Annotated in this window: 24 protein-coding genes and 1 other RNA gene; 23 read left to right on the top strand and 2 right to left on the bottom strand. The window is 49.3% G+C overall.

All coding sequences use genetic code 11. The features are described from left to right. Positions 1–19: 19 nt before the first annotated feature. The 11 genes from SHK35_RS07665 to SHK35_RS07615 all read left to right on the top strand — a co-directional run bounded on the left by SHK35_RS07665 (position 20) and on the right by SHK35_RS07615 (position 10,420). Complete coding sequence (locus SHK35_RS07665; RefSeq protein WP_318709314.1) at positions 20–820, top strand: OadG family protein; 801 nt, start codon at positions 20–22, stop codon at positions 818–820. A gap of 40 nt (positions 821–860) precedes the next feature. Then, complete coding sequence (locus SHK35_RS07660) at positions 861–1,256, top strand: biotin/lipoyl-containing protein (RefSeq protein WP_318709313.1); 396 nt, start codon at positions 861–863, stop codon at positions 1,254–1,256. Between the two features lie 45 nt (positions 1,257–1,301). Next, a complete protein-coding gene (locus tag SHK35_RS07655; RefSeq protein ID WP_318704006.1) occupies positions 1,302–2,453 on the top strand; it encodes a sodium ion-translocating decarboxylase subunit beta in 1,152 nt (383 codons plus the stop codon). A gap of 43 nt (positions 2,454–2,496) precedes the next feature. Then, entirely contained in the window at positions 2,497–3,924 is a 1,428-nt protein-coding gene (locus SHK35_RS07650) for an oxaloacetate decarboxylase subunit alpha (protein WP_318704004.1), read from the top strand. A gap of 223 nt (positions 3,925–4,147) precedes the next feature. After that, the gene (locus SHK35_RS07645; RefSeq protein WP_318704003.1) at positions 4,148–4,711 is read left to right on the top strand and encodes a TetR/AcrR family transcriptional regulator; all 564 of its coding nucleotides are present in this window, start codon (positions 4,148–4,150) and stop codon (positions 4,709–4,711) included. A 25-nt stretch (positions 4,712–4,736) separates the two neighbouring features. Beyond that, entirely contained in the window at positions 4,737–5,672 is a 936-nt protein-coding gene (locus SHK35_RS07640) for a MurR/RpiR family transcriptional regulator (RefSeq protein ID WP_318704001.1), read from the top strand. Positions 5,673–5,683: 11 nt separating this feature from the next. Further along, the gene (locus SHK35_RS07635; RefSeq protein WP_318709312.1) at positions 5,684–6,916 is read left to right on the top strand and encodes an NAD(P)/FAD-dependent oxidoreductase; all 1,233 of its coding nucleotides are present in this window, start codon (positions 5,684–5,686) and stop codon (positions 6,914–6,916) included. A 61-nt stretch (positions 6,917–6,977) separates the two neighbouring features. Beyond that, positions 6,978–7,646 carry a (d)CMP kinase gene (gene cmk / locus SHK35_RS07630; RefSeq protein ID WP_318709311.1) on the top strand — a complete coding sequence of 223 codons (669 nt, stop codon included), beginning with the start codon at positions 6,978–6,980 and terminating at the stop codon, positions 7,644–7,646. Beyond that, on the top strand, positions 7,646–8,494 hold the full coding sequence (gene ispH, locus SHK35_RS07625; RefSeq protein ID WP_318709310.1) for a 4-hydroxy-3-methylbut-2-enyl diphosphate reductase: 849 nt from the start codon (positions 7,646–7,648) through the stop codon (positions 8,492–8,494). Before cmk ends, ispH begins: the two co-directional genes overlap by 1 nt. After that, positions 8,475–9,623 (top strand): 30S ribosomal protein S1, encoded by a 1,149-nt coding sequence (rpsA, locus tag SHK35_RS07620; RefSeq protein WP_318709309.1) that lies wholly within the window; start codon positions 8,475–8,477, stop codon positions 9,621–9,623. The genes ispH and rpsA overlap by 20 nt, the downstream gene beginning before the upstream one ends. 20 nt (positions 9,624–9,643) lie before the next feature. After that, a complete protein-coding gene (locus tag SHK35_RS07615; RefSeq protein WP_318709308.1) occupies positions 9,644–10,420 on the top strand; it encodes a CheR family methyltransferase in 777 nt (258 codons plus the stop codon). A gap of 39 nt (positions 10,421–10,459) precedes the next feature. Here the strand turns inward: SHK35_RS07615 and SHK35_RS07610 are convergent, their stop codons facing one another. Then, positions 10,460–11,563: a ribonuclease H-like domain-containing protein gene (locus SHK35_RS07610; RefSeq protein ID WP_318703990.1), complete on the bottom strand. Its 1,104-nt coding sequence runs from the start codon at positions 11,561–11,563 to the stop codon at positions 10,460–10,462. A gap of 155 nt (positions 11,564–11,718) precedes the next feature. Between SHK35_RS07610 and rsxC the strand changes: the two genes are divergently transcribed. The 7 genes from rsxC to SHK35_RS07575 are packed head-to-tail and all read left to right on the top strand — an operon-like array spanning position 11,719 to position 17,931. Then, a complete protein-coding gene (gene rsxC / locus SHK35_RS07605) occupies positions 11,719–13,053 on the top strand; it encodes an electron transport complex subunit RsxC (protein WP_318703988.1) in 1,335 nt (444 codons plus the stop codon). Next, positions 13,050–14,012, top strand: a complete 963-nt coding sequence (locus tag SHK35_RS07600) for an RnfABCDGE type electron transport complex subunit D (protein WP_318709307.1) — start codon at positions 13,050–13,052, stop codon at positions 14,010–14,012. Before rsxC ends, SHK35_RS07600 begins: the two co-directional genes overlap by 4 nt. After that, the gene (locus SHK35_RS07595; RefSeq protein ID WP_318709305.1) at positions 14,009–14,632 is read left to right on the top strand and encodes an RnfABCDGE type electron transport complex subunit G; all 624 of its coding nucleotides are present in this window, start codon (positions 14,009–14,011) and stop codon (positions 14,630–14,632) included. The genes SHK35_RS07600 and SHK35_RS07595 overlap by 4 nt, the downstream gene beginning before the upstream one ends. Further along, entirely contained in the window at positions 14,625–15,383 is a 759-nt protein-coding gene (locus SHK35_RS07590; RefSeq protein ID WP_318703984.1) for an electron transport complex subunit E, read from the top strand. Before SHK35_RS07595 ends, SHK35_RS07590 begins: the two co-directional genes overlap by 8 nt. After that, complete coding sequence (locus tag SHK35_RS07585; protein WP_318703983.1) at positions 15,384–15,968, top strand: electron transport complex protein RnfA; 585 nt, start codon at positions 15,384–15,386, stop codon at positions 15,966–15,968. 14 nt (positions 15,969–15,982) lie between these two features. Beyond that, positions 15,983–16,792: an RnfABCDGE type electron transport complex subunit B gene (locus tag SHK35_RS07580; RefSeq protein ID WP_318709304.1), complete on the top strand. Its 810-nt coding sequence runs from the start codon at positions 15,983–15,985 to the stop codon at positions 16,790–16,792. 20 nt (positions 16,793–16,812) lie between these two features. Next, entirely contained in the window at positions 16,813–17,931 is a 1,119-nt protein-coding gene (locus tag SHK35_RS07575; protein ID WP_318709303.1) for a glycoside hydrolase family 25 protein, read from the top strand. Here the strand turns inward: SHK35_RS07575 and SHK35_RS07570 are convergent. Then, on the bottom strand, positions 17,916–18,737 hold the full coding sequence (locus SHK35_RS07570) for a hypothetical protein (protein WP_318709301.1): 822 nt from the start codon (positions 18,735–18,737) through the stop codon (positions 17,916–17,918). The two genes, SHK35_RS07575 and SHK35_RS07570, sit on opposite strands and share 16 nt — an antisense overlap. A 145-nt stretch (positions 18,738–18,882) precedes the next feature. Here SHK35_RS07570 and SHK35_RS07565 point away from each other — a divergent pair, with 145 nt between their 5' ends. The 5 genes from SHK35_RS07565 (at position 18,883) to ssrS (ending at position 24,028) form a co-directional block, all read left to right on the top strand. Beyond that, complete coding sequence (locus SHK35_RS07565) at positions 18,883–19,503, top strand: cell wall hydrolase (RefSeq protein WP_318709300.1); 621 nt, start codon at positions 18,883–18,885, stop codon at positions 19,501–19,503. Between the two features lie 157 nt (positions 19,504–19,660). Then, positions 19,661–21,148, top strand: coding sequence for a threonine synthase (gene thrC, locus SHK35_RS07560; protein WP_318709299.1), 1,488 nt, complete (start codon positions 19,661–19,663; stop codon positions 21,146–21,148). 93 nt (positions 21,149–21,241) lie between these two features. Then, a complete protein-coding gene (gene deoC, locus SHK35_RS07555; RefSeq protein ID WP_318709298.1) occupies positions 21,242–21,907 on the top strand; it encodes a deoxyribose-phosphate aldolase in 666 nt (221 codons plus the stop codon). A gap of 46 nt (positions 21,908–21,953) precedes the next feature. Continuing rightward, positions 21,954–23,756 carry an aminopeptidase P family protein gene (locus SHK35_RS07550; protein WP_318709297.1) on the top strand — a complete coding sequence of 601 codons (1,803 nt, stop codon included), beginning with the start codon at positions 21,954–21,956 and terminating at the stop codon, positions 23,754–23,756. A 64-nt stretch (positions 23,757–23,820) separates the two neighbouring features. After that, positions 23,821–24,028: non-coding RNA, 6S RNA (gene ssrS, locus SHK35_RS07545), on the top strand. The last annotated feature ends 221 nt before the right edge of the window (positions 24,029–24,249 follow it).

Here is a 24,249-nt window from a genome sequence, read left to right as displayed (position 1 = left end):
GAGAAAGGGTGATTATAAGATGAAGAAATTTTTTGCTTTAATATGTATGATTACCTGTATCTTTGGTCTGACAGCCTGCGGAAGCGAAGAGACGCTGACGGAATATGAACAGCAGAAGGTGGATTATGCAGAACAGCTGGCGGCTCAGAAGGTGGTTCCGCTGCTTGCGAGTTTTATGGATGATGCTGCCGCCCAGACATTTGCGGAGAATACCAACGAAGAAATTGAGTATATCTTCGGCAATGACTACAGCATGAATGTAGACGGGTACGCACTGGCTTCGGCCATAGAGTCCTATCATTCCGCCGCAGCGGATATCGGAAGCATAACCGCCATCGGTGAGGCTGAGGGAAGAATCGACGACGATCAGATCATCGTGTACGTGCAGGTAGAGGGAGAGAAAAAGGATGCGGAAGCAGAAGTTATTTTCTCAAACGATATGTTCATGGTGCTGGAATCCTCGGCTTTGAATCCGATGTCCTCCATGGGCGAGCTGATGATGGGCGCAACCCTGAATACCCTGGTGGGCATGGGCACTGTGTTCTGCGTTTTGATCCTGATTTGTCTGATTATCAGCTGCTTTGGAGTGTTTGCAAAGATGCAGACCGGGAAAAAGAATCAGGATGAGAAGGAAGAAAAGAAGCCTGCGGTGGAAAGCCCGGCACAGCAGACCGCTGTCCTGGAAGCGACAGCGCCCCAGACAGATGATCTGGAGCTGATAGCGGTGATTGCAGCGGCCATAGCCGCAAGCGAGGGAAAAACCTCTACGGACGGCTTTGTGGTGCGCTCTATCCGCAAGGTCAGAAGAAGCAGATACTAAAGACGGTTGAAACAAACTTAAATTTATGGAGGAATGAAAAATGAAAAATTATACCATAACCGTTAATGGAAACGTATATGATGTAGTAGTGGAAGAGGGCGCGTCCTCTGTTGCAGCGCCTGTAGCGCCTGCAGCGGCGCCTGCACCTGCAGCTCCCAGAGCGGCAGCACCTGCAGCGGCACCTGCGCCCGCACCTGCACCTGCAGCGCCTAAAGCTGCGGGAAGCGTTAAGATTGAAGCCGGGGCAGCCGGAAAGATTTTCAAGCTGGAAGCAAGCGTGGGACAGGCAGTAAAGGCTGGCGATCCTGTTGTAATTCTGGAAGCCATGAAGATGGAAATCCCTGTAGTGGCGCCTCAGGATGGCACCGTAGCAAGTATTGACGTAGCAGTTGGAGACTCTGTTGAAGCAGGCGCTGTACTGGCAACTATGAATTAGTCAGACGTAAGTCTACAGCGAAAGTAAACAACAGGAGGTCAACAAATGGAATATATAACAACTACGCTCAACAACCTGATTCATCAGACAGCGTTTTTCAGCCTGACCTGGGGAAACTTCATCATGATACTGGTTGCGTGCGTTTTCCTTTACTTAGCTATCCGCCACGGATTTGAGCCTCTGCTTTTGGTTCCGATCGCTTTCGGCATGCTGTTGGTAAATATCTATCCGGACATTATGATCAGCCCGGATGAGGCAGCTAATGGAGCAGGCGGTATGCTGTGGTATTTTTACAAGCTGGATGAACTTGCAATTCTGCCCTGTTTGATTTTCCTGGGGGTAGGCGCCCAGACGGACTTTGGTCCTTTGATTGCAAACCCGCAGAGCTTCTTGTTAGGAGCGGCGGCCCAGTTCGGTATTTTTGCAGCTTATTTCGGAGCGATCGCTCTTGGCTTTAACGATATGGCAGCGGCGGCGATCTCCATTATCGGCGGAGCGGATGGCCCCACATCCATCTTTTTGGCAAACAAGCTGGGGCAGACTGCCATTTTAGGTCCCATCGCCGTGGCGGCATATTCCTATATGTCTTTGGTGCCTATTATCCAGCCCCCCATTATGAAGCTTCTGACCACGGAGAAGGAGCGGAAAATAAAGATGGCGCAGCTGCGCCCCGTTTCCAAGCTGGAAAAAATTCTTTTCCCTATTATCATTACCATTGTAGTGTGTCTGATTCTTCCCACTACGGCTCCCTTGGTAGGTATGCTTATGCTGGGCAACCTGTTTAAGGAATCCGGTGTGGTAAGACAGCTTACAGATACCGCAGCCAATGCAATGATGTACATTGTGGTTATTATGCTGGGCACCTCCGTAGGAGCGACCACCAGCGCGGAGGCATTCCTGAATGCCGATACCTTGAAGATCGTGGCGCTGGGACTGATTGCATTTATGTTTGGTACTGCTGCGGGCGTATTGTTCGGCAAGCTGATGTGCGTGGCCTCCAAGGGGAAGGTGAATCCGCTCATTGGTTCTGCAGGTGTGTCGGCAGTGCCTATGGCAGCCCGTGTATCCCAGAAGGTGGGAGCGGAGGCAGATCCTACCAACTTCCTGCTGATGCACGCTATGGGCCCTAATGTGGCAGGCGTTATCGGTACTGCGGTGGCTGCCGGAACCTTTATGGCAATCTTCGGCGTTTTCTAAAGAGAGCATATTAATTGTAAAATAAAATGGAGGAATTTCGTGAATGTCAGAACAAGTAAAGAAACCGATTAAAATTACGGAAACCATATTACGTGATGCACACCAGTCTCTGATTGCGACCAGAATGCCCACCGAATTTATGCTTCCCATTGTGGACAAGATGGATCAGGTAGGATATCATGCCGTTGAGTGCTGGGGCGGAGCAACCTTCGATGCGTCTCTTCGATTCTTAAAAGAGGATCCTTGGGACAGGCTTAGAAAGCTGCGCGATGGATTTAAGAATACCAAGCTGCAGATGCTGTTCCGCGGACAGAATATTTTGGGCTACAGACCCTATGCAGATGACGTGGTGGACTATTTTGTACAGAAATCCATTGCAAACGGTATTGATATCATTCGTATTTTCGATTGTCTGAACGATCTGCGCAATCTTCAGGAAGCAGTAAATGCAACCAACAAATTCAAGGTGCAGGAGGGCAGAGGACACGCTCAGGTTGCCCTTTCCTATACTCTGGGAGATGCCTACACTCTGGAATATTGGACCGATATTGCAAGAAAAGTAGAGGAAATGGGCGCGGATTCTATTTGTATCAAGGATATGGCGGGCCTGCTGCTTCCTTATGAGGCTACCAAGCTGGTATCTGCCATGAAGGAAGCCACAAAGCTGCCTATTGAGCTGCACACCCACTATACCTCCGGTGTTGCCAGCATGACCTACTTAAAGGGTGTGGAAGCCGGGGCGGACATTATCGATACGGCGATCAGTCCTTTTGCCATGGGTACCTCCCAGCCTGCAACTGAGGTTATGGTTGAGACCTTCCGTGGAACGCCCTACGACACCGGACTGGATCAAAATCTGCTTGCGGAAATTGCAGATTATTTCAGACCTTACAGAGATGAGTGTCTTGAAAACGGCCTTCTCAATCCCAAGGTTATGGGCGTTGATATTAAGACGCTGCTTTATCAGGTACCGGGCGGTATGCTTTCCAACATGGTGAGCCAGTTAAAGGAGCAGAATGCGGAGGATAAGTACTACGACGTGCTGCAGGAGATTCCCAGAGTGCGTAAGGATCTGGGAGAACCCCCTCTCGTTACGCCTTCTTCCCAGATTGTGGGTACCCAGGCTGTATTCAACGTGCTGATGGGCGAGCGCTACAAGATGGCTACAAAGGAAACCAAGGCAGTTCTGCGCGGCGAATACGGACAGACTGTAAAGCCCATGAATCAGGAGGTAATCGACAAGGTTATTCCCGGAGAGGAGAGAATTACTTGTCGTTATGCAGACCTGCTGGATAACGAGCTGGATAAGCTGGAGGGTGAAATGAAGGAATGGAAGCAGCAGGATGAGGACGTGCTCAGCTATGCACTGTTCCCTCAGGTGGCAATGGAATTCTTCAAGTATCGCCAGGCCCAGCAGGAGAAAGTAGATATGACCCAGGCCGATACCAAGAACGGCGCATATCCTGTTTAAACCATAAGAATACTAAATTTTTAAGGATGGCTGCCTCAGAGACGGACGCTTGGAAAAGCGCCGCTTTGGGGCAGCTTTTTGCCGTGGCGCGCCTGCGGCACACGTTTTTTGGAACCCATTGACAAACGCTCTATGCTAAAGTAAAATAACAAGTGTTATAGCAATGCAATAAGAAATTGGAAAGATTTGTGCACAGACTGCCGCAAAACGAAGGGAGGAGAGTATGGCCCGCAAGGAATCAATTACACAGGATATTATTTTGGAAACTGCCTTTGCCATGACCAGGCAGGAGGGTTTTTCCAATGTGACGGCCAGAAGGGTGGCGGCAAAGGCCGGCTGTTCCACCCAGCCCATTTTCCGTGTCTATAAGAGCATGGAGGAGCTGTGGGATGCTGTCTATGAGAAGGCGGCTTCCTTTTTTCAGGATTATTGCAGCTTGTATCCAAGAACAGGCAAGCTTCCTTTCTCTAATCTGGGCATGGCTTATATTGCCTTTGCCAGAGAGGAAAAGCATTTGTTTGAGCTTCTGTTTGTGTCCGGCAGCCGGAAGAAGAAAAGCATGTATGAGCTTCTAAACGGTAATGCCGGGAATGTGGTTTATGAGGTCAATCTTGCCAGAGTGAGCGGATGTCCAAAGCCGGGAGAATTGTTTACAAAAATGTGGATTTTCATCCATGGGGCGGCGTGCATGACGCTGACGGGAGACTATGACTTGTCCGATGTGGAGACTATGGAGCTCTTAAACCGGACTTACCTTGCATTTTCGGGGAATACCACTTTGAAATAAGGAGAGATAAGGAGTCTGACATTTCATGGAGAGGAAGAGCGGCGTACTTAGCCTGATCAGCGAAAAATACGCAAAAATGAGCAAAAGCCACAGGGCTGTTGCGGATTATATTCTGGAGCATTATGACCAGGCTGTGTTCATGACGGCGGCAAAGCTGGGGGAGACTTTGGGCATCAGCGAGTCAACGGTGGTGCGGTTTGCCTCTGCGGTGGGATACCGTGGGTATCCGGAGTTTCAGAAGGCTCTGGAGGAATGCGTGAAAAGTAAGCTGAACGACGTACAGCGGATGGATGCCAAGTACGGCAGAATCTCTCAGTCGGAGGTGCTGACCTCGGTGCTGACGGCAGATATTGAAAAGCTGCAGCATACCATACAGAATCTTGACCCTTCCGCCTTTGAAACGGCTGTCAATATTATATTGGAATCAGACACTATCTATATTATGGGGCTTCGGAGCAATGAACCGCTGGCTGCCTTTCTTCATTTTTATCTGAATATGATCAGAAACAGGGTGGTGCTGCTTGCCACCACCAGTGTAAGCGAAACCTTTGAGCAGATGATAAGAATCAATGAGAAGGACTGCTTTATCGGCATCAGTTTCCCCAGGTATTCCATGCGCACCTTAAAAGCCATGGAATTTGCCAATGACAGAAATGCCAAGGTCATTGCCATTACAGATTCTATTCATTCTCCCATGAATCTCTATTCCTCCTGCAATCTGCTGGCAAGAAGCGACATGGTTTCTATTGTGGATTCTTTGGTGGCGCCTTTGAGCGTGATCAATGCCCTGGTGGTGGCGCTGTGCCTGAAGTGTCCTCAGGAGGTCAGGCGGAATCTGGAGATGCTGGAGGAGACATGGAATAATTATCAGGTTTATCTGAACGACGAAATTAACTTTATTGATGATGAGCCTATGCTGAATTATTCACTGAGAAAAGATGATTCGGGAAAGGAAAGCTAAAAAAGATAAAGATGGGAAAAATAATTGTAATCGGCGCGGGAGCCGCCGGAATGATGGCGGCTATTGCAGCTGCAGAAAAGGGAAATGAAGTGTGTCTGTTTGAAAAAAATGAAAAGCCCGGGAAGAAAATTTATATCACGGGCAAGGGCAGATGCAATGTAACCAATGCTGCGGACAGGGAGACCTTTTTTCAGAATGTGTGCACGAATGAAAAGTTTTTGTACAGCGCTTTTTCCGGTTTTGACAATCAGGCGGTCATGGAGCTTTTTGAGAAGGCGGGCTGTCCTCTGAAAACGGAGCGGGGAGAGAGAGTCTTTCCCGTATCAGACCACGCTTCCGACGTGATTGCGGCACTGCAGCGCCAGATGAAAAAGAGAGGGGTGGATATCCGGCTGAATCAAAGGGTTCAGGAAATTTTGACAAACCAGGACCGATTTGCGGGGGTGCGTCTGGCGGACCAGGAGACGGCAGAGGGGGACGCCTGTATTGTTTGTACAGGAGGCATGTCCTATCCGGCCACGGGGTCTACGGGGGACGGGTACCGGTTTGCCGAGGCCACAGGACACAGAGTGGTGGAATGCAGGCCGTCCCTGGTGCCTCTTTGCGCAAAGGAAGAATGGTGCAGGGAGCTTATGGGGCTTTCCCTAAAGAATGTGGCAGTCACGCTCAAGGTGAATGGAAAGGAAAAATACAGCGGCTTTGGGGAAATGCTTTTCACCCATTTTGGCGTGAGCGGCCCTCTTGTCTTAAGCGCCAGCAGTTATTACAATAAGGAAGAAAAAAGGGCGGAGCTTTTTATTGATTTAAAGCCGGCCCTTACCCTGGAGCAGCTTGACAGGCGGCTCCTTCGGGACTTTGAGGAGAATAAAAACAAGCAGTTTAAAAATGCCCTGGCGGGGCTGTTTCCTGGAAAGCTGATTCCGGTTATGGTAAGGCTTTCCGGGATTTCTCCAGAACAAAAAGTGCATGAAATCACAAGACAGGACAGGAGGGCCTTTGCAGAACTGATCAAGGGGCTTTCCCTCACCATCACGGGGACAAGGGGCTTTTCGGAGGCGATTGTCACAAAGGGAGGCGTATCTGTGAAGGATATCAACCCCTCCACAATGGAGTCTAAGCGGATAAAGGGCCTGTACTTTGCGGGAGAGGTGCTTGATCTGGATGGGCTGACAGGAGGCTTTAACCTACAGATTGCATGGTCTACGGGCCATTTGGCCGGGAGCCGTGCGTGCGCAGGATGTTAATTGACATTTGTTATGGTATTCATATATAATGAAAAACAGAAACCAGATAAGGGGTATGGATATGAGCTTTAACGTGGCGATAGACGGACCGGCAGGGGCAGGAAAGAGCACTATTGCAAGGGCGGTGGCAAAAAGGATGAACCTGATTTATGTGGACACAGGGGCAATGTATCGTGCCATGGCTCTTTTTATGCTGCGAGAGGGAGTGGATTTAAAGGATGCCCAGGCCGTAGCAGAAAAGTGTAAAGAAGCGGATATCTCCATCGGTTATGAAGGCGGAGAACAGGTGGTGTATTTAAATGGTGAAAATGTAAATTCCTATCTCCGCACACAAGAGGTGGGAAATGCGGCCTCTATTACCAGCGCCCAGCCTTCTGTGCGCAGAAAGCTGGTGGAAATGCAGCAGAAGCTGGCGGCCCAGAGGGACTGCATCATGGATGGAAGGGATATTGGGACCTGTGTGCTCCCGGGCGCTCAGGTGAAGATTTATCTCACTGCAAGCAGCAGGGTGCGCGCCAAAAGAAGATATGAGGAGCTTTTGGAGAAGGGACAGGACTGTGATCTGGATACGATCCGCAGGGAGATTGAGGAGAGAGATTACCGGGATATGAATCGGGAAGCGTCTCCCTTAAGACAGGCGGATGACGCTGTACAGGTAGATACCTCGGACATGACTGTGGAGGAAGTGATCACACGGATTATGGATATCTGCCGGGAAAGGCGGCGGTGATGGAGGTAAGACTTGCACAGTGCGCCGGATTCTGCTTTGGTGTAAAAAGAGCGGTGGATCAGGTGTATGAATTGGTGAAAACAGGGAAAGCTATATATACCTATGGTCCTATTGTCCACAATGAAGCAGTGGTCAGGGACCTGGAAAAGAAAGGCGTCCGCGTGATAGAAGGCAGGGAAGAGCTGGAAGCGCTCTCTTCGGGCTGTGTGGTGATCAGGGCCCATGGAGTGCCCAGATCGATTTATGAGCTTTTGGAAAGAAAAAAGCTGGAGTATGTGGACGCAACCTGTCCTTTTGTGAAGAGAATACACAGGATTGTGGAACGGGAGAGCGCAGAGGACAGACATATTATTGTCATAGGAAACGCCGGACACCCCGAAGTAGAAGGGATTGTGGGCTGGTGCAGCGGCCCGGTGACCGTGCTGGAATCCCCTGAGGAGGCCCTTTCCTACACTCCTGCGAAGGGGGAAAAAATATGTCTTGTCTCTCAAACGACATTTAATTACAATAAATTTCAACATATAGTTGAAATATTTCAAAAAAAAGGTTACAATGATAGTGTTGTGAATACTATCTGTAATGCTACGGAAGAACGCCAGCGTTCTGCCAAGGCTCTTGCGGCGGAGGCTGACGTTATGATTGTGATAGGAGGGAAACACAGCTCCAACTCCAGAAAGCTGTATGAAATCTGCAGCGGAGTATGTGCGAACACCTATTTTATACAGACACTGGATGACTTGCATTTAGATCTACCTAAAGCTGTTCGACTAGTGGGTATTACTGCAGGGGCTTCCACCCCAAACAAATTAATCGAGGAGGTTCAAAATTATGTCAGAATTAACTTTTGAACAAATGCTGGAAGAATCATTAAAGACAATACACGCAGGAGAGGTAGTCGAAGGTACGGTCATCGATGTGAAGCCGGATGAAATCATCCTGAACATCGGATACAAGTCGGACGGCATTCTTACAAAAAATGAGTACACCAACGATTCCAGCGTTGATTTGACGACTGTGGCCAAGCCCGGGGACACCATGGAGGTAAAAATCCTGAAGGTGAACGACGGCGAAGGACAGGTGCTGCTTACCTACAAGCGTTTGGCTGCGGACAGAGGAAACAAGAGAATTGAAGAGGCGTATAACAACAAGGAGGTTCTGAAGGCTACGGTTGCCCAGGTGCTGGAGGGCGGACTGAGTGTGATTGTAGACGAAGTGAGAATTTTCATCCCGGCCAGCCTTGTTTCCGACACCTATGAGAAGGATCTGTCCAAGTATGCGGGACAGGAGATTGAATTTGTAATCAGCGAATATAATCCCAAGAGAAGGAGATATATCGGCGACCGCAAGCAGCTGATTCTGGCTAAAAAGGCAGAGCTGCAAAAGGAGCTGTTTGCCAGAATCAAGGAAGGCGATGTGGTGGAGGGCGTTGTAAAGAACGTCACAGATTTCGGTGCGTTTATTGATCTGGGCGGCGCTGACGGCCTGCTTCACATTTCTGAAATGTCATGGGGAAGAGTGGAGCATCCCAAAAAGGTATTTAAGGTAGGGGACAAGCTTAAGGTGCTGATTAAGGAAATTAACGGCAACAAGATTGCGCTGTCCTTGAAATTTGACGAGGCCAATCCCTGGAGAGATGCGGCTGTAAAATATGCGGTGGGAAATGTGGTGACCGGAAAGGTTGCCAGAATGACGGATTTCGGCGCTTTTGTAGAGCTGGAGCCCGGAGTGGACGCGCTTTTGCATGTTTCCCAGATTGCCAAGGAGCATGTGGAGAAGCCTTCGGATGTGCTGAGCATCGGTCAGGAAATTACCGCAAAGGTTGTAGATTTCAACGAAGAGGACAAAAAGATTTCTCTGAGCATCAAGGCAATGCTTGCGCCCGAGCCTGTTGAAAAGGCTGAGGAATCCGATGAAGACGTGGTTTCTGTGGATATTGATGCAGTGATTGCAGCCGAAGCGGAAAACAGTGAAGAATAACAGTGGAATGGGGAACGCTCATGGCATATGATTATGAGTACTTCAAAAGAGAAATTTTGGCCCTGACGACCATTGACTTGAACTGCTATAAAGAAAAGCAGATGAAGCGCCGTATTGACACTTTGATTTCCAAGCACAAGATTGTGGGCTATGACAAGTATGTGCAGGCGCTGAAAACAGACCGGGCTCTGTTTGAGGAATTTGTCAGCTATATTACTATCAATGTGTCTGAATTTTACAGGAACCCGGAGCAGTGGAAGATTCTTGACACCCAGATTATTCCTGAATTGATTCAGAAATTCGGCAAAAACCTGAAGGTGTGGAGTGCGGCCTGTTCCACAGGCGATGAACCGTATTCCCTGGTGATGGCTCTTTCACGCCATGTCCCGTTGGACCATATAAGGATATTTGCAACCGATCTGGACAAACAGGTCATTGCCAAGGCAAAGGTAGGACTTTACTCTGAAAAGAGTATTGCAGCCGTGCCGGAGGATATGAAAAGAAAATACTTTACACAGGTGGGACCCTCCTATAAGATTTCGGATGCTGTGAAGGCGCGCGTGGAGTTTAAGGAGCACAATCTTTTAAAGGATACATATCCAAGCGGATATCACTTGATTGTGTGCCGCAATGTGCTGATCTATTTTACAGAGGAAGCCAAGGATGAGGTATTCCGCAAATTCTGCCGTTCTCTTGCTGTAGGCGGTATGCTGTTCATCGGAAGCACGGAACAGATCATGAATTACAAGGATGTGGGATTTGAAAGAAAGAATTCTTTCTTTTACCAGAAGCCTTAATGGCAGAAAAAAGAACCTGAAGGCAAGCAGGTTCTTTTTTTAATAGGAAGAGGCCATCATGGATAGAACATGGCTGGCGTAGGCGGTAAAGGAATCCCTGTCCTTTTTCATTTCGTCGGTCAGCTCGAAGAAAAGCTCCTTGCTTTTGTAATCCCGCTTAAAGAAGGGTTCAAAAATAAGCTCCCATTGGGGAAGATAGGAAGAGTATTTGCGCGTATAGCAGTTGGCGGCAGTGGCCGGGATTCGGTGTGATTTGTCCACAAAGCCTGCTACGGATTTATGGAGCGCAATATCCTCCGCGGGGAGATAGTAGTAATCCTTGTAATTAGAGTAAAAATACTTAAGCTCCTCCTCATAGATGGGAACCTTGAGAGAAGCCTCTCTTCCCTCACCGTGGAAATAGCAGCCGCCTGCAGAAGCAGAAATCTGTTTGGGAAGAGCGGTGGGAAGCTGCAGGGTGATCAACAGCTCCTTTCGGCTGTGTCCGTTTAAGTCACGGTAGGAGTTGGCCTGTACCTTTTTTGCTCTGGGGGAGCTGTTAAACAGGTCATAGTAGGCTAACATGGGAAGGGTTTCCAGCATACCTCTGATATCGTCGGCGTTGTGAAGGAACAATGCCTTTTGGGCAAATTCACTGGGAGATTTTACATAATCATGATAAATGCCGATCAGCTCGCCTCCGGAAAAGACATCTTCTCTGTGGATGCCCAAAAACTGCTCCAGGGTTTTTTGCTTGCAGTTTGGCAGCTTCAGAAAAAACTTATAGGGACGGATTCTTTTGTACAGGTCAATGCCGGTCATGCCCTCAAAGCTGTAGGGAAGAGAAAGCTGGAGGCATTTCTGGGAAAGAAAAGGCAGGTCAAAATTATTGCCGTTAAAATGTATCAAATATTCATATGGTTTGGCAAAGGAAAAGAAAGCGTCCAGCACGGCGGCCTCTTCACTGTAATTTTCGGCGATCCACTGTATGGTGTGCCATCTGCCGGACTGGTAATAGGCGCAGCCGATGAGATAGAGATAGGATGACTTTGCAGTAAAGCCGGTGGTCTCAATATCCAGAAACAGAATGCGTTCCAGGGGGGCAATCCGCTCTAAGGGATAGGAGATGGAAAAATGTTCTAAGATTTCCTCGGAAATTTTCATGGTGTACCTCCTTGCGCAGATAAAGTTTCCGAACTGCTGATTTTGTATTAATCATAGCATAAATTTTTATTTTGCAGTAGTATTTTATTGAAAAAAATAGTATATTTAAACTGCAAACCGCGGACAGGCGGATATACGGAAAGGACGAAAAGTATATGGCGAGGCTAACATTTACAGGAGGCATTCACCCTTATGACGGCAAGGAGCTGTCCAAGGACAAGCCGATTCAGGAAATGCTTCCCAAGGGAGATCTGGTCTATCCCTTGTCGCAGCACATTGGCGCTCCGGCGAAGCCCATCGTGAGTAAGGGAGACAGGGTTTTGGCCGGTCAGAAGATCGGGGAGGCCGCAGGCTTTGTCTCTGCAGCTGTCCATGCCTCCGTTTCGGGAACGGTAAAGGGCATTGAGCCCAGAAGAACGGTGACCGGCGAGCAGGTTATGAGCATTATTGTAGAAAATGACGGCTTGTACGAGGATGTGGGATTTTATCCTGTAGCCCCTTTGGAAAAGCTGGATAAGGATGAAATATTACAGATTATAAAGGATGCAGGTATTGTGGGAATGGGAGGAGCTGGATTTCCCACCCATGTAAAGCTCTCCCCCAGGCGGCCTGATAAAATACAGTTTGTAATTGTAAACTGTGCGGAGTGCGAGCCCTATCTGACTTCGGATTACCGCAGGATGAAGGAGGAGCCGGAACGGGTGATCGGCGGCTTGAAAATTTTGCTGAAGCTGTTTGATCATGCCCAGGGGATTCTGGCGGTGGAGGACAACAAGCCGGACTGCATTAAGCTGCTTCGCCAGCTTTGCAGAGATGAAAAGCGGATCAGCGTAAGAGCACTGAAAACAAAATATCCTCAGGGAGCGGAGCGGCAGCTGATCTACGCTGTCACCGGAAGAAAAATCAACTCTTCCATGCTGCCTGCAGACGCAGGCTGCATAGTGAATAATGTGGACACCGTGGTAGCTGTTTACCGCGCTGTGGTAGAGGGAAGGCCTTTGATGGAGCGGATTGTAACCGTCAGCGGGGATGCTATTGAAAATCCCCGGAATTTCCGGGTGCGGATCGGTACCAGCTACAAGGAGCTTGTGGATGGGGCGGGAGGCTTTCGGACTGCCCCAGAGAAGCTGATCTGCGGCGGCCCCATGATGGGAATCGGGATATTTGATCTGGATGTGCCTGTCACAAAGACCTCAACGGCTTTGCTGGCCTTTTCAAAGGACGATGTGTCTGCCATGGAACCGGGACCCTGTATCAACTGTGGAAGATGTGTGGACGTCTGCCCGGGAAGAGTTGTGCCCAGCATTTTGGCAGATGACGCGGAGCGCTTTGACGAAGCGGCATTTCTGAAGCATAATGGCATGGAATGCTGCGAATGCGGCTGCTGCAGCTTCATATGTCCCGCAAAACGACCCCTGACCCAGGAGATTAAATCCATGCGGAAGATACAGCTTGCAAAGAAAAAGGAAGCAGGAGGGAAGAGCAAGTGAATCAACGAATGAAAATATCATCCAACCCTCATATCCGTTCTCAGGCAACCACAAACGGAATTATGACTGCTGTGGTCATTGCCTTATTGCCGGCGGCAGGCTTTGGAATTTATAATTTCGGCCCCAGAGCGGCCTTGCTGATATTGGTTACAGTGGCCAGTACGGTTTTGACGGAATTTTTGTTTGGCCTTTACAGAAAAAAAACGACCATAACGGATTTGTCCGCTGTGGTGACGGGACTTTTGCTGGCCATGAATCTGCCGGTGGGCCTTCCCCTCTGGATGGCTGTTCTTGGAGGCGTATTTGCCATACTTGTGGTGAAAATGCTTTTCGGAGGACTGGGGCAGAACTTTATGAATCCGGCGCTGGCGGCCCGATGCTTTCTTTTGATTTCTTTTCCTGCGCAGATGACGGATTTTTCCTGCGATGCGTATACAGGAGCCACGCCCCTGGCGTCCCTTAAGGCCGGTGAGAGCGTTGACGTGATGAGCATGGTGATTGGACGTACGGCTGGAACCATCGGAGAGACCTCTATGATCGCTCTTCTGATTGGGGCGTGCTTTCTGATTTTGCTTGGCATTATTGATTTGAGGATTCCGGGAAGCTATCTTGTCACCTTTGTATTGTTTACAGGCATCTTCGGCGGACATGGCTTTGATCCGGCGTATCTTTCTGCGCAGCTTGCAGGGGGCGGTCTGATGCTGGGGGCCTTTTTCATGGCTACGGATTACGTGACCAGGCCCATCACCGGGAAGGGACAGTATGTGTACGGAATTCTTTTAGGGCTTCTCACCGGAATTTTCCGGATTTTCGGGCCGTCGGCGGAGGGCGTGTCCTATGCCATTATTTTGGGAAACCTGCTGGTTCCTCTGATTGAAAAGTGCACCATGCCCAGGGCCTTCGGCACATCCAGAAAGCTGGGCGCGCGGAAATCTTCCAGGGAAGGAGGCAGGCCATGAAAAAGAACAGTGATGTCAATGTCATGCTGAAGGAGGCGGGCATTTTATTTGCTATTACGCTGATTGCAGGATTGATTCTGGGCTTTGTCTATGAGCTTACCAAGGAGCCCATTCGGATTCAGGAAGAAAAGGCTGTGCAGGAGGCCTGTGCCCAGGTGTTTGAGAGCGCGGCGCAGTTTGCAGAGCTTCCCTATGAAGCGTCAGAGGAACTGGCCTTGGAGCTGGCGGAAACAGGTGTGGAGATTGGAACTGTTTTTCAGGCGCTTGGAGCAGACGGCAGTCTTATGGGATACGTAGTGCAGAGTACTTCTACGGAGGGCTATGGAGGAGATATTGTGCTCTATCTGGGTGTGACGCTGGACGGCACATTAAACGGCATTTCCCTGTTGGAGATTTCGGAGACGCCGGGACTTGGCATGAGGGCGCAGGAGGTGCTGGCGCCGCAGTTTCGCGGGAAACAGGTTTCTCAGTTTACCTATACTAAGACCGGGGGCAGCTCCGACAGTGAGATAGATGCCATCAGCGGCGCAACCATTACTACAGAGGCAGTGACCAATGCAGTAAACGGCGGACTTAAGGTGGCGGAAGCGTTAAGGCAGGGAGGTGCGGATAATGAATAAAGCAGGCGAAAGACTTTACAACGGATTGATCAAGGAAAATCCTACCTTTGTGCTGACCTTGGGCATGTGCCCCACCCTGGCGGTGACCACCTCGGCCATGAATGGTCTGGGGATGGGCCTGACTACGGCGGCGGTGCTGGCCATGAGTAATCTGATTATTTCCCTGATGCGGAAGCTGATACCGGACAGGGTGCGAATTCCGGCCTTCATTGTGATTATTGCATCCTTTGTCACAGTGGTGCAGCTGCTTTTGGAAGCCTATCTTCCTGTGCTGAATCAGTCGCTTGGCGTATACATACCTTTGATTGTGGTAAACTGCATTATTCTTGGAAGAGCGGAGAGCTATGCCTATTCCAATCCGCCGATTCCTTCCCTGTTTGACGGCATCGGCATGGGGCTTGGCTTTTCCCTGGCCCTTACCTGCATCGGTGCGGTCCGGGAAATTCTGGGTTCAGGAACCTTGTTTGGCCTGCAGCTGATGCCGGATTCCTATACGCCCATTACGATTTTCATTCTGGCGCCGGGTGCCTTTTTTGTGCTCGCAGCGCTGACTGCCCTCCAGAATTATATAAAGTCTGTGGCACGAAGGAAGGGCAGGAGCGTAAAACGCAGCCAGGCAGGCTGCGGCGGAGACTGTGCAGGATGTTCAGAGGGCGGCTGCAGCCACGCATTTTATGATGCTTCTCCCAAAACAGAGAAGAAGGCTGCACAGGATATGGAAATCCTGAATCTGGAAGAGGAGGGGAAATAAATGGAGAATGTGAGAGATTTATTGCTTCTGCTGGTAGGCTCCTCCCTGGTCAGCAACGTGGTTTTAAGCCAGTTTTTTGGATTATGTCCTTTCCTTGGAGTGTCGAAAAAGACCAGCACGGCGGCAGGAATGGGAACTGCCGTTATCTTTGTGATAACTTTGGCAAGTGCGGTTGCAGGCGTGATTTACAAATATGTGCTGCAGAGATTTCATATTGAGTATCTGCAGACCATTGTCTTTATTCTTGTGATCGCAGCCTTGGTTCAATTTGTGGAGATGTTCTTAAAAAAGGCCATGCCGGGGCTGTATAAGGCATTGGGAGTATATCTGCCCTTGATTACCACAAACTGTGCCGTTTTGGGTGTGGCGCTCACTAATGTGCAGAAGGAGTACGGTATCCTGACGGGCATTGTAAACGGCTTTGCCACAGCCGCAGGCTTTACTATGGCCATTGTGATTCTCGCAGGACTGCGGGAAAAAATGGCTTACAATGATGTGCCGGAATCCTTTCAGGGCATGCCCATGGTGCTTTTGACCGCCGGGCTTATGGCAATCGCCTTCTGTGGATTTTCCGGGCTGTTATAGAAGGGAGGCGGCATATGAGTATAGCAGGAATTGCGGCTGCAGCGGCCGTAGTAGGCATTGTTGGTATTTTTGTTGGACTCTTTCTGGGAGTGGCCGGTATCCGCTTTAAGGTGGAGACAGACGAAAGAGAGGAAAAGGTGCTTTCGGCGCTGCCGGGAAATAACTGTGGAGGCTGCGGGTATCCGGGATGCTCCGGACTTGCGGCTGCCATCGTAAAAGGGGAGGCTCCGGTGAATGGCTGTCCCGTAGGTGGTGAAGCAGTGGGAAGGGCCATTGGCGAAATCATGGGAGTGGACGCAGGAGAGAGCCGGAGAATGACTGCCTTTGTGCACTGTCAGGGAGATTGTGACAAGGCGGCGACGGATTACGATTATTATGGAGCAAAGGACTGCCGTATGATGAGCTTTGTGCCTGGCGGCGGTCCCAAAACCTGTAACAGCGGATGCCTGGGATTTGGCACCTGCGTGCAGGTCTGTCCCTTTGACGCCATCCATGTGGTAAACGGCGTCGCCCTGGTTGACAGAGAAAAGTGCAAGGCCTGCGGGAAATGCGTACAGGTTTGTCCAAAGCATTTGATTTCCCTGATTCCCTATGAGGCAAAGACGGCAGCTGCCTGCAGCTCTACGGACAAGGGGCCGGTTACCGCAAAAGCATGCAAGACAGGCTGTGTGGGCTGCGGCATCTGCGTCAGGTCCTGTCCTGAGGGGGCGGTGAAGGTGGAAAATTTCCATGCGGTGATCGATCAGGAAAAATGTACCGGGTGCGGTATTTGTGAGGAAAAATGTCCGAAAAAGGCCATTGTCAGGCTTTCAGGGGCGAAATAGAAGAAAAGGAGGAAACAGCCATGCGCTTGCCGGAGGATTATAACGACCATTCCGGGCTTACGCCCACAGTGGTTTCTGCCATTGTGGCGGTAACGCTTTTTGTGGGAGCCATTCTTGCGGTGGTGCTCCTTATGAACAGTCAAAGTCCTGCAGGGAAAAGGCAGGCACAGGCAAAAGAGACAGGCGTTTTTATTGAGGAGGAGACTCTGGAGCAGTCTGCTGAAGGAAGCAGCTATCCGGATACGGAGGATATTCTGACGGGAAGCACATTAAGTCCGGATGATTTTGACTTTTGGGATATGTATCCCGAGGAAACAGAAGAAGCGAAAGAGCCTTCACAGGAGGAAACGCCGGAGACTGTGGAAAATGACCCGGCTACGGACGGAAAGCATACCTTAATTGAATATGATGACGGCAAAGAAGAATGGGTGTTGATCAGCCCTTATCTTCCCAAGCATGAGTATGATTTTACCAGGCTGGTATATCAGTCCAATCTTATGAAGTATTATGAGGACGGCAAGCTGGTTTCCTTTGTGGGAGCGGATATTTCAAAGTATCAGGACTATGTGGATTTTGGAAAGCTGAAGAAGGCGGGAGTGGATTTTGTAATGCTGCGTGTAGGGGCAAGGGGCTATGGAAGCGGGCAGCTTGTGCTGGACGAGTACTTTGCTGAAAACATAAAGCGGGCCTCCGACGCAGGGCTTGAGATCGGCGTTTATTTCTTTTCCCAGGCCATATCAAACGAGGAGGCTGTGGAGGAGGCCAACATGGTGCTGGAAAACATAAAGGATTATGAGATCACCTATCCGGTGGCCTTTGATATGGAATATATTGAAAACGACGCTTCCCGGATAGATAGCTTAAGCAAGTCGGAGAAAACGGAGATTACAAAAACCTTTTTGGACACCATTCAAAATGCAGGCTATAAGGCCATGCTTTACGGAGATAAGGAATGGCTGTTAAAGGATATTGACCTGTCAAAGCTGACAGCTTATGATGTCTGGCTTTCCCAGGAGTCGGATATTCCCGATTATCCCTATCGGTTTACCATGTGGCAGTACACAAAGAAAGCATCCATTGACGGCATTGCAGGCTATGCCGATTTAAATATCAGCTTTATTGATTACTCTGAAAAATAATTTATGATTTTTGGGGAAATCTCAAGGCAGGAGTAAATCTGGGCGTATCTGGAAGGGGAGATTCCCTCGATGTAATTCGGGGAATACTGCCTGGAAACGCCGTTCTTTTTCAGGCAGTCAATGGCTTTATTATAGGCAATGGCAGCTTCCAGCTCTGTGGCATATCTTCCCACCAGATAAGTTCCCCTGACATGAATGCGGACAGTATATAGATACTGTCCGTTTTTTTGTTTTTCCAAACGGATTCCATGATAGGTGTTTTTTATTTCCAGATTTTCCCGGCGGAAGTCTGTTGGATCATTGTTGATAAAACGAAAGTCCACACCTGGAACCGCATAATTCTTAATGCCGTAACGGGAACGGATATTTACCTGCATTCCGTAATCGGCCACAAAATAATGGCTGCCCCGGCACATGATCTTGTGAGAGGCATAATAAAATAAATCGTCGGGATCGAATTTCAGTACATGAGACGGAGACAGATAGTAGTAAAAAAAGCGCTGTCCCATATAGATGGGATTTCCGAAATAGATACCGTTGTCCCGGAAGTTTAAAAGGCAGACCCATTTTGCAAAGGGGAGAGGAGAGCTCTCTTCATAGGTGTGCAGGGTGACGGATTCATCCTCCAAAAGCCGCCGTCCCTCCCTGTAGGCACAGCGGCCTTCCTGGGGGGAAGAAAAGCTTCCCAGGCTGATATGCTTTCTGCGGTAGGTTAAAGAGGCGCGGTAGTATACGGTCCCGTCTTTTTTTTTGGAACAAAAAACACCCTCATAATGGGGTTTGGATTCATTCTCATATCTGTTCATGATCAAAAACACCTCATGTAAATGTAAACCTATTATAACATTATTTTTACAAATAGGAACAATTTAGAAATATTTTTAGGACTTGCTTCATAGACTAATATATGGCTGGAAGTAAAATTGAAAACAGAAAGGGCGTTAAGGCATTATGTATAAAAAGGCAGTCAGCGCGCTTGCGCTTTTAAATCTGTTATTCCTGTTTGGCTTTTTGTGCCTGAGGGGCGTAGAGGAAAATAAGCTGGCGTCCCGGCCGGCCTACGAGCTTAAGGCAGATGAAAGTATATTAGCGGACAGTAAAAGCAGCAGTATGGGAATCGTGTCAGCAGCGGCATCCGGGCAGAGAGTGGTGGATTTCGACGTACTCAAAAAGGAGCTGGCTTATGATCTGGAGGATCAGGATTTGGAGATTCTGCTGCGGATTGTGGAGGCCGAGGCAGGAGGAGAGGACGAAGAAGGAAAGCTTTTGGTGGCCAATGTGGTATTAAACCGGGTAAACAGCGTAAAATTTCCGGACACGGTGTCGGAGGTAGTATTTCAGCGGGAAAATGGAGTGACCCAGTTTTCACCGGTGGCAAATGGAAAAATATGGAAGGTGCAAATCAGTGAAGAGACGCGGGAAGCAGTTGGACGTGCCCTTGAGGGAGAGGATATTTCCCAGGGAGCTCTTTATTTTGCAGCGAGAAAATATGCGGACAGTGATAAAATGAAATGGTTTGACGAAAACCTTACATTTCTGTTTCAATATGGCGGACATGAATTTTTCCGATAGCAGGCAAAGCGCCCCTGTTTCCGGGCTTTTGGAAAGTGATTGCACCCCGTATAAAATTATGCTACAATAATGCAGTAATGCGAAATGAGCAGCACAGAAGCGAGGAGAAGATTCCTTCTGATTACAAAGCCGCTCACGCGGCAGAATGAGGAGAAATATGGACGTATTATATCACAGTACACGAAGCGAGGGATTGGCGGTAACGGCATCTGAGGCGATTCTCAAGGGGCTTTCTGAGGACGGAGGACTTTTTGTGCCAGACCATATTCCTGCGCTGGATAAGAGTCTTAAGGAGCTTTCCGGCTTAAGCTATCAGGAGACCGCCTACGAGGTGATGAAGCTTTTTTTGACAGATTTCACGAAAGAGGAGCTGAAGGACTGCATTCAAAAGGCTTATGATGAGAAATTTGACACAGATGAGATTGCGCCTTTGGTGGAAGCGGAAGGAGCATATTATCTGGAATTGTTCCACGGCCCCACCATCGCCTTTAAGGACATGGCGTTATCCATTCTGCCCCATCTCCTGACGGCTTCGGCTCGGAAAAATCATATTCAGAACGAGATCGTGATCCTGACGGCTACCTCTGGCGATACCGGAAAGGCGGCGCTGGCAGGCTTTGCTGGTGTGGAAGGCACTAGGATTATCGTTTTTTATCCCAAGAACGGCGTCAGCCCCATTCAGGAAAAACAGATGGTGACCCAGAAGGGAGACAACACGCTGGTAGTGGGCATCCATGGGAACTTTGACGACGCCCAGACAGGGGTAAAGAAAATTTTCGGAGATAAGGCTCTGGCTGCAGAGATGGAGCAGAAGGGCTTTCAGTTTTCTTCTGCCAATTCTATCAATATCGGCAGGCTGGTGCCTCAGATCTGCTATTATGTGTATGCCTATGCAAAGCTCCTTAAGGAAGGAAAAATTGCAGAGGGAGAGCCCATCAATGTGGCGGTTCCCACAGGAAACTTCGGCAATATTCTGGCGGCCTTTTACGCAAAGAACATGGGGCTTCCCATCGGTAAGCTGATTTGTGCTTCCAATGAAAATAAAGTGCTTTACGACTTTTTTTCCACAGGCGTATATGACCGCAACAGGGAATTTGTGCTGACCTCATCACCTTCCATGGATATTTTGATCTCCAGCAATCTGGAGCGTCTGATTTACCGCATTGCGGGCAGCGATGCCAAGAAAACCAAAGAGCTTATGGCGGCCTTGGGCGGACAGGGAAAATATGAGATTACAGATGACATGAAAGCACAGCTCTCCGACTTTTACGGAAATTTTGCAGGGGAAGAGGAGACGGCTTTGACCATTGCAAAAATATACAGGGACTGCGGCTATGTGCTGGATACCCACACGGCGGTGGCTGCGGCGGTTTATGGGAAATATAAAGCGGAAACGAAGGATGAGACAAAGACTGTGATCGCATCTACGGCCAGTCCCTTTAAGTTTACCAGAAGCGTAATGAACGCCATCGATCCAAAGTATGACGCAATGGACGATTTTGCTCTGGTGGATGCCCTTTCCCAAATTGCCAATGTAGAGGTGCCTAAGGCGATTCAGGAGATTCGTATGGCCCCGGTGGTACATGACAAGCAGTGTGATGTGGATCAAATGCAGAATGTAGTCAGAGAATTTTTAAAGCTTTAATACATAAAAACGAAACAGGGCGGAATCCTCAAGGGATTCTGCTTTGTGCATACAGGGAAAAAAGCGCGCAGGAAAGCGCAGAAAGAGGTTATTATGACGGCACAGGAAATACTGAAGAGAGTGGATCACACACAGTTAAAGCCGTATGCGTCCTGGGAGGATATCAAAAAGCTCTGCGACGAGGCCGTGGAATATCAGACGGCCAGCGTATGTGTGCCCCCCGCGTATGTGAAGAGAATTCATGAGGCCTATGGAGACAAGGTTAAAATTTGTACTGTGGTAGGATTCCCCTTAGGCTACAGCGTTACGGAGGCGAAGGAGGCGGAGATCGTTCAGGCTCTGGCAGATGGCTGCAGTGAGATTGATATGGTAATCAATATAAGCGACGTGAAAAACGGTCTCTATGAAAAGGTGGAGGAGGAAATCCGCCGCCTGAAGAAGACCTGCGGCGATCATATTCTAAAAGTAATTGTGGAGACCTGTTATTTGACGGAGGAAGAAAAAATAGCCATGTGCAAGGCTGTCACAAGGGCAGGAGCGGACTACATTAAAACCTCTACAGGCTTTGGCACCGGGGGCGCTGTCAGGGAGGATGTGGAGCTTTTTAAAAAGCATATCGGCCCTGATGTAAAGATCAAGGCGGCGGGAGGCATTTCTACGCTGGAGGATCTGGAAATGTTTCTCTCCCTGGGCTGTGACCGGATCGGCACCTCTAAGGCAGTGGGGCTGCTGAAGGGAGAAACTGTGGAAGGATATTAAAAGCATTCGGGACTTTAGAAAAAAGGGACAGAAAGGAAACAGAAGGATGGAAAATACGGTGATTAAAGAGCGTCTTAGCGGTCTCAGGGCGCTGATGAAGGAAAAACACATTGACTATTACATGATGCCTACGGCGGACTTTCACAATTCTGAATATGTGAATGATTACTTTAAGGTAAGGGAATTCTTTTCCAATTTTTCCGGCTCCAATGGAACGCTGTTAGTATGGCAGGAGGGTGCGGGACTTTGGACGGACGGCCGCTATTTTATCCAGGCCCAGGCCGAGCTTGAGGGTACGGGCGTGGATTTGTTCCGGATGCTGGATGCGGGAGTGCCCACTCTGGAGGAGTTTTTAAAGGAGCGGATGAAAACGGGGGAAACCCTGGGCTTTGACGGCAGAGTGATAAGCGCCATGGAGGGCAGGAAATTGGAAAAGGCGCTGGAGGAGAAAAAAGTCTCTTTTGCCTGTACGGGGGATCTGGCTGATACGCTCTGGAAGGATCGCCCACCTTTTCCAGCAGGAAAAATAACGGTGCTTGCGGAGAGCATTGCGGGAAAGAGCATGGAAGAGAAGCTTTCGGAAACCAGAGCCAAGGTGAAGGAAGCGGGGGCGGACAGTCTGCTGCTGACAAAGCTGGATGATCTGATGTGGCTGTTTAATATCAGAGGCTGTGACGTGGAATGCAATCCTGTGGCCATGTCCTATGGATTTATCACACAGACGGGTGCCGTTTTGTTCCTGCAGGAGCGGGCTTTGGACGAAAAGACCAGGCAGTATCTGGAGGCACATAGCGTACAGCTTTATCCCTATGAGGGCATTGTGGAGTATTTAAAGGGACTTCCCGGTGACAGCAAGGTTTTGGCGGATGAAAGACACTGCAGCTATCTTTTGTATAAAATTCTTTGTGAGAGGTGTGAGCCTGTGGAAGGAAAAAATCCCACAGAGCTCCTAAAGGCGGTGAAAAACCCTGTGGAGCTGGCTCATATGCAGGAGATTTATCTAAAGGACAGCGTTGCTGTCACAAAGTTTATCTACTGGCTGAAAACCAATATTGGAAAGCAGGAGATCACGGAGGTGTCGGCGGCGGATTATCTGGAGGGATTAAGACGGCAGATACCGGAATTTTTGGATTTGTCCTTTCCCACCATTGCCGGGTACAAGGCCAATGCTGCCATGATGCACTATGAGGCAACCCCGGAAAACTGCGCCAAGCTTAAGCCCGAGGGAATGCTGCTTGTGGATTCCGGCGGACAGTATCTGGGAGGAACCACGGATGTTACAAGAACCATCGTGCTGGGCCCCATTTCCGATGAGATCAAGAAGCATTATACCCTTGTGGCGGCGGGAATGCTGCAGCTGACGGCTGCCCGCTGGCTCTACGGCTGCACCGGACGAAATCTTGACATCTGCGCCCGTCAGCCTATCTGGAAAGAGGGGCTGGACTATAAGTGCGGAACGGGACATGGCGTAGGCTATATTTTGAATGTGCATGAGGGTCCCCAGAATCTGCGCTGGCGGTTTACTGACGGCATGACGGAGGCGGTGATCGAGGAGGGAATGGACATTACCAATGAGCCGGGCATCTATGTGGAGGGAAGATATGGCATCCGCATTGAGAATGTGATGATCGCCAAAAATGACGTAAAGAATGAATACGGGCAGTTTATGCACTTTGAGACACTGACCTGGGTTCCCATTGACAGGGAAGGCATTGACGAAAGGTACTTAAACGACACCCAGAAGGAGCTGCTTGCATGGTATCAGAAGGAGGTATATAAAAAAATATCACCTTATCTGACACAGGAAGAGAGAGACTGGCTGAAAAAGGAGACCGGCGCAGAGCAGTGAAATTTTCCGCCGGATTTTGGCAAAAATTACAGTTGTATTATGGGCTGAGATTGGCTATAATATACTTAACCTGAAATGCACGACAACTCTTGTTCGTTTTTGAACCTACATTTACTTTAAACGGGATTCCTATATTGCCAGTTGGCTGTCAAGCCCTCACTCGCCGGGTCTTTGGCCTGAGAGGATTGGAAGGGAAGGCAAAAGGCTGGTTGCGGTTGCCCACCTAGCATTGCTAGGAGTCAAAAAACAAGGGGCGGCATTTCGGGGATATAAGAAGGAGCATCACATAAGCTGTGCTGCTTCGTGAAAACAAAAGAAAAAGAGCAGTCCGTCAGGGCTGCTCTTTTCAGGGTGCGCCTTGCGGCGCACGTCGCTAACGGGTGAAAGTCCCCAACCCGCCCTGGTAGTGGGAAGGGTACAGCCAAGACCAAGGGTGTCCATCGTGAGGTGGAATCTGAAGGAAGGTGGAGGCAAATCTCTGGTCTGACGAACA

It is taken from the genome of Candidatus Acetatifactor stercoripullorum (assembly GCF_944382095.1).
Lineage (GTDB): Bacteria > Bacillota > Clostridia > Lachnospirales > Lachnospiraceae > Acetatifactor > Acetatifactor stercoripullorum.
Note: the sequence above shows the minus strand (reverse complement) of the source record. Positions and strands in the feature narration are given on the sequence as shown.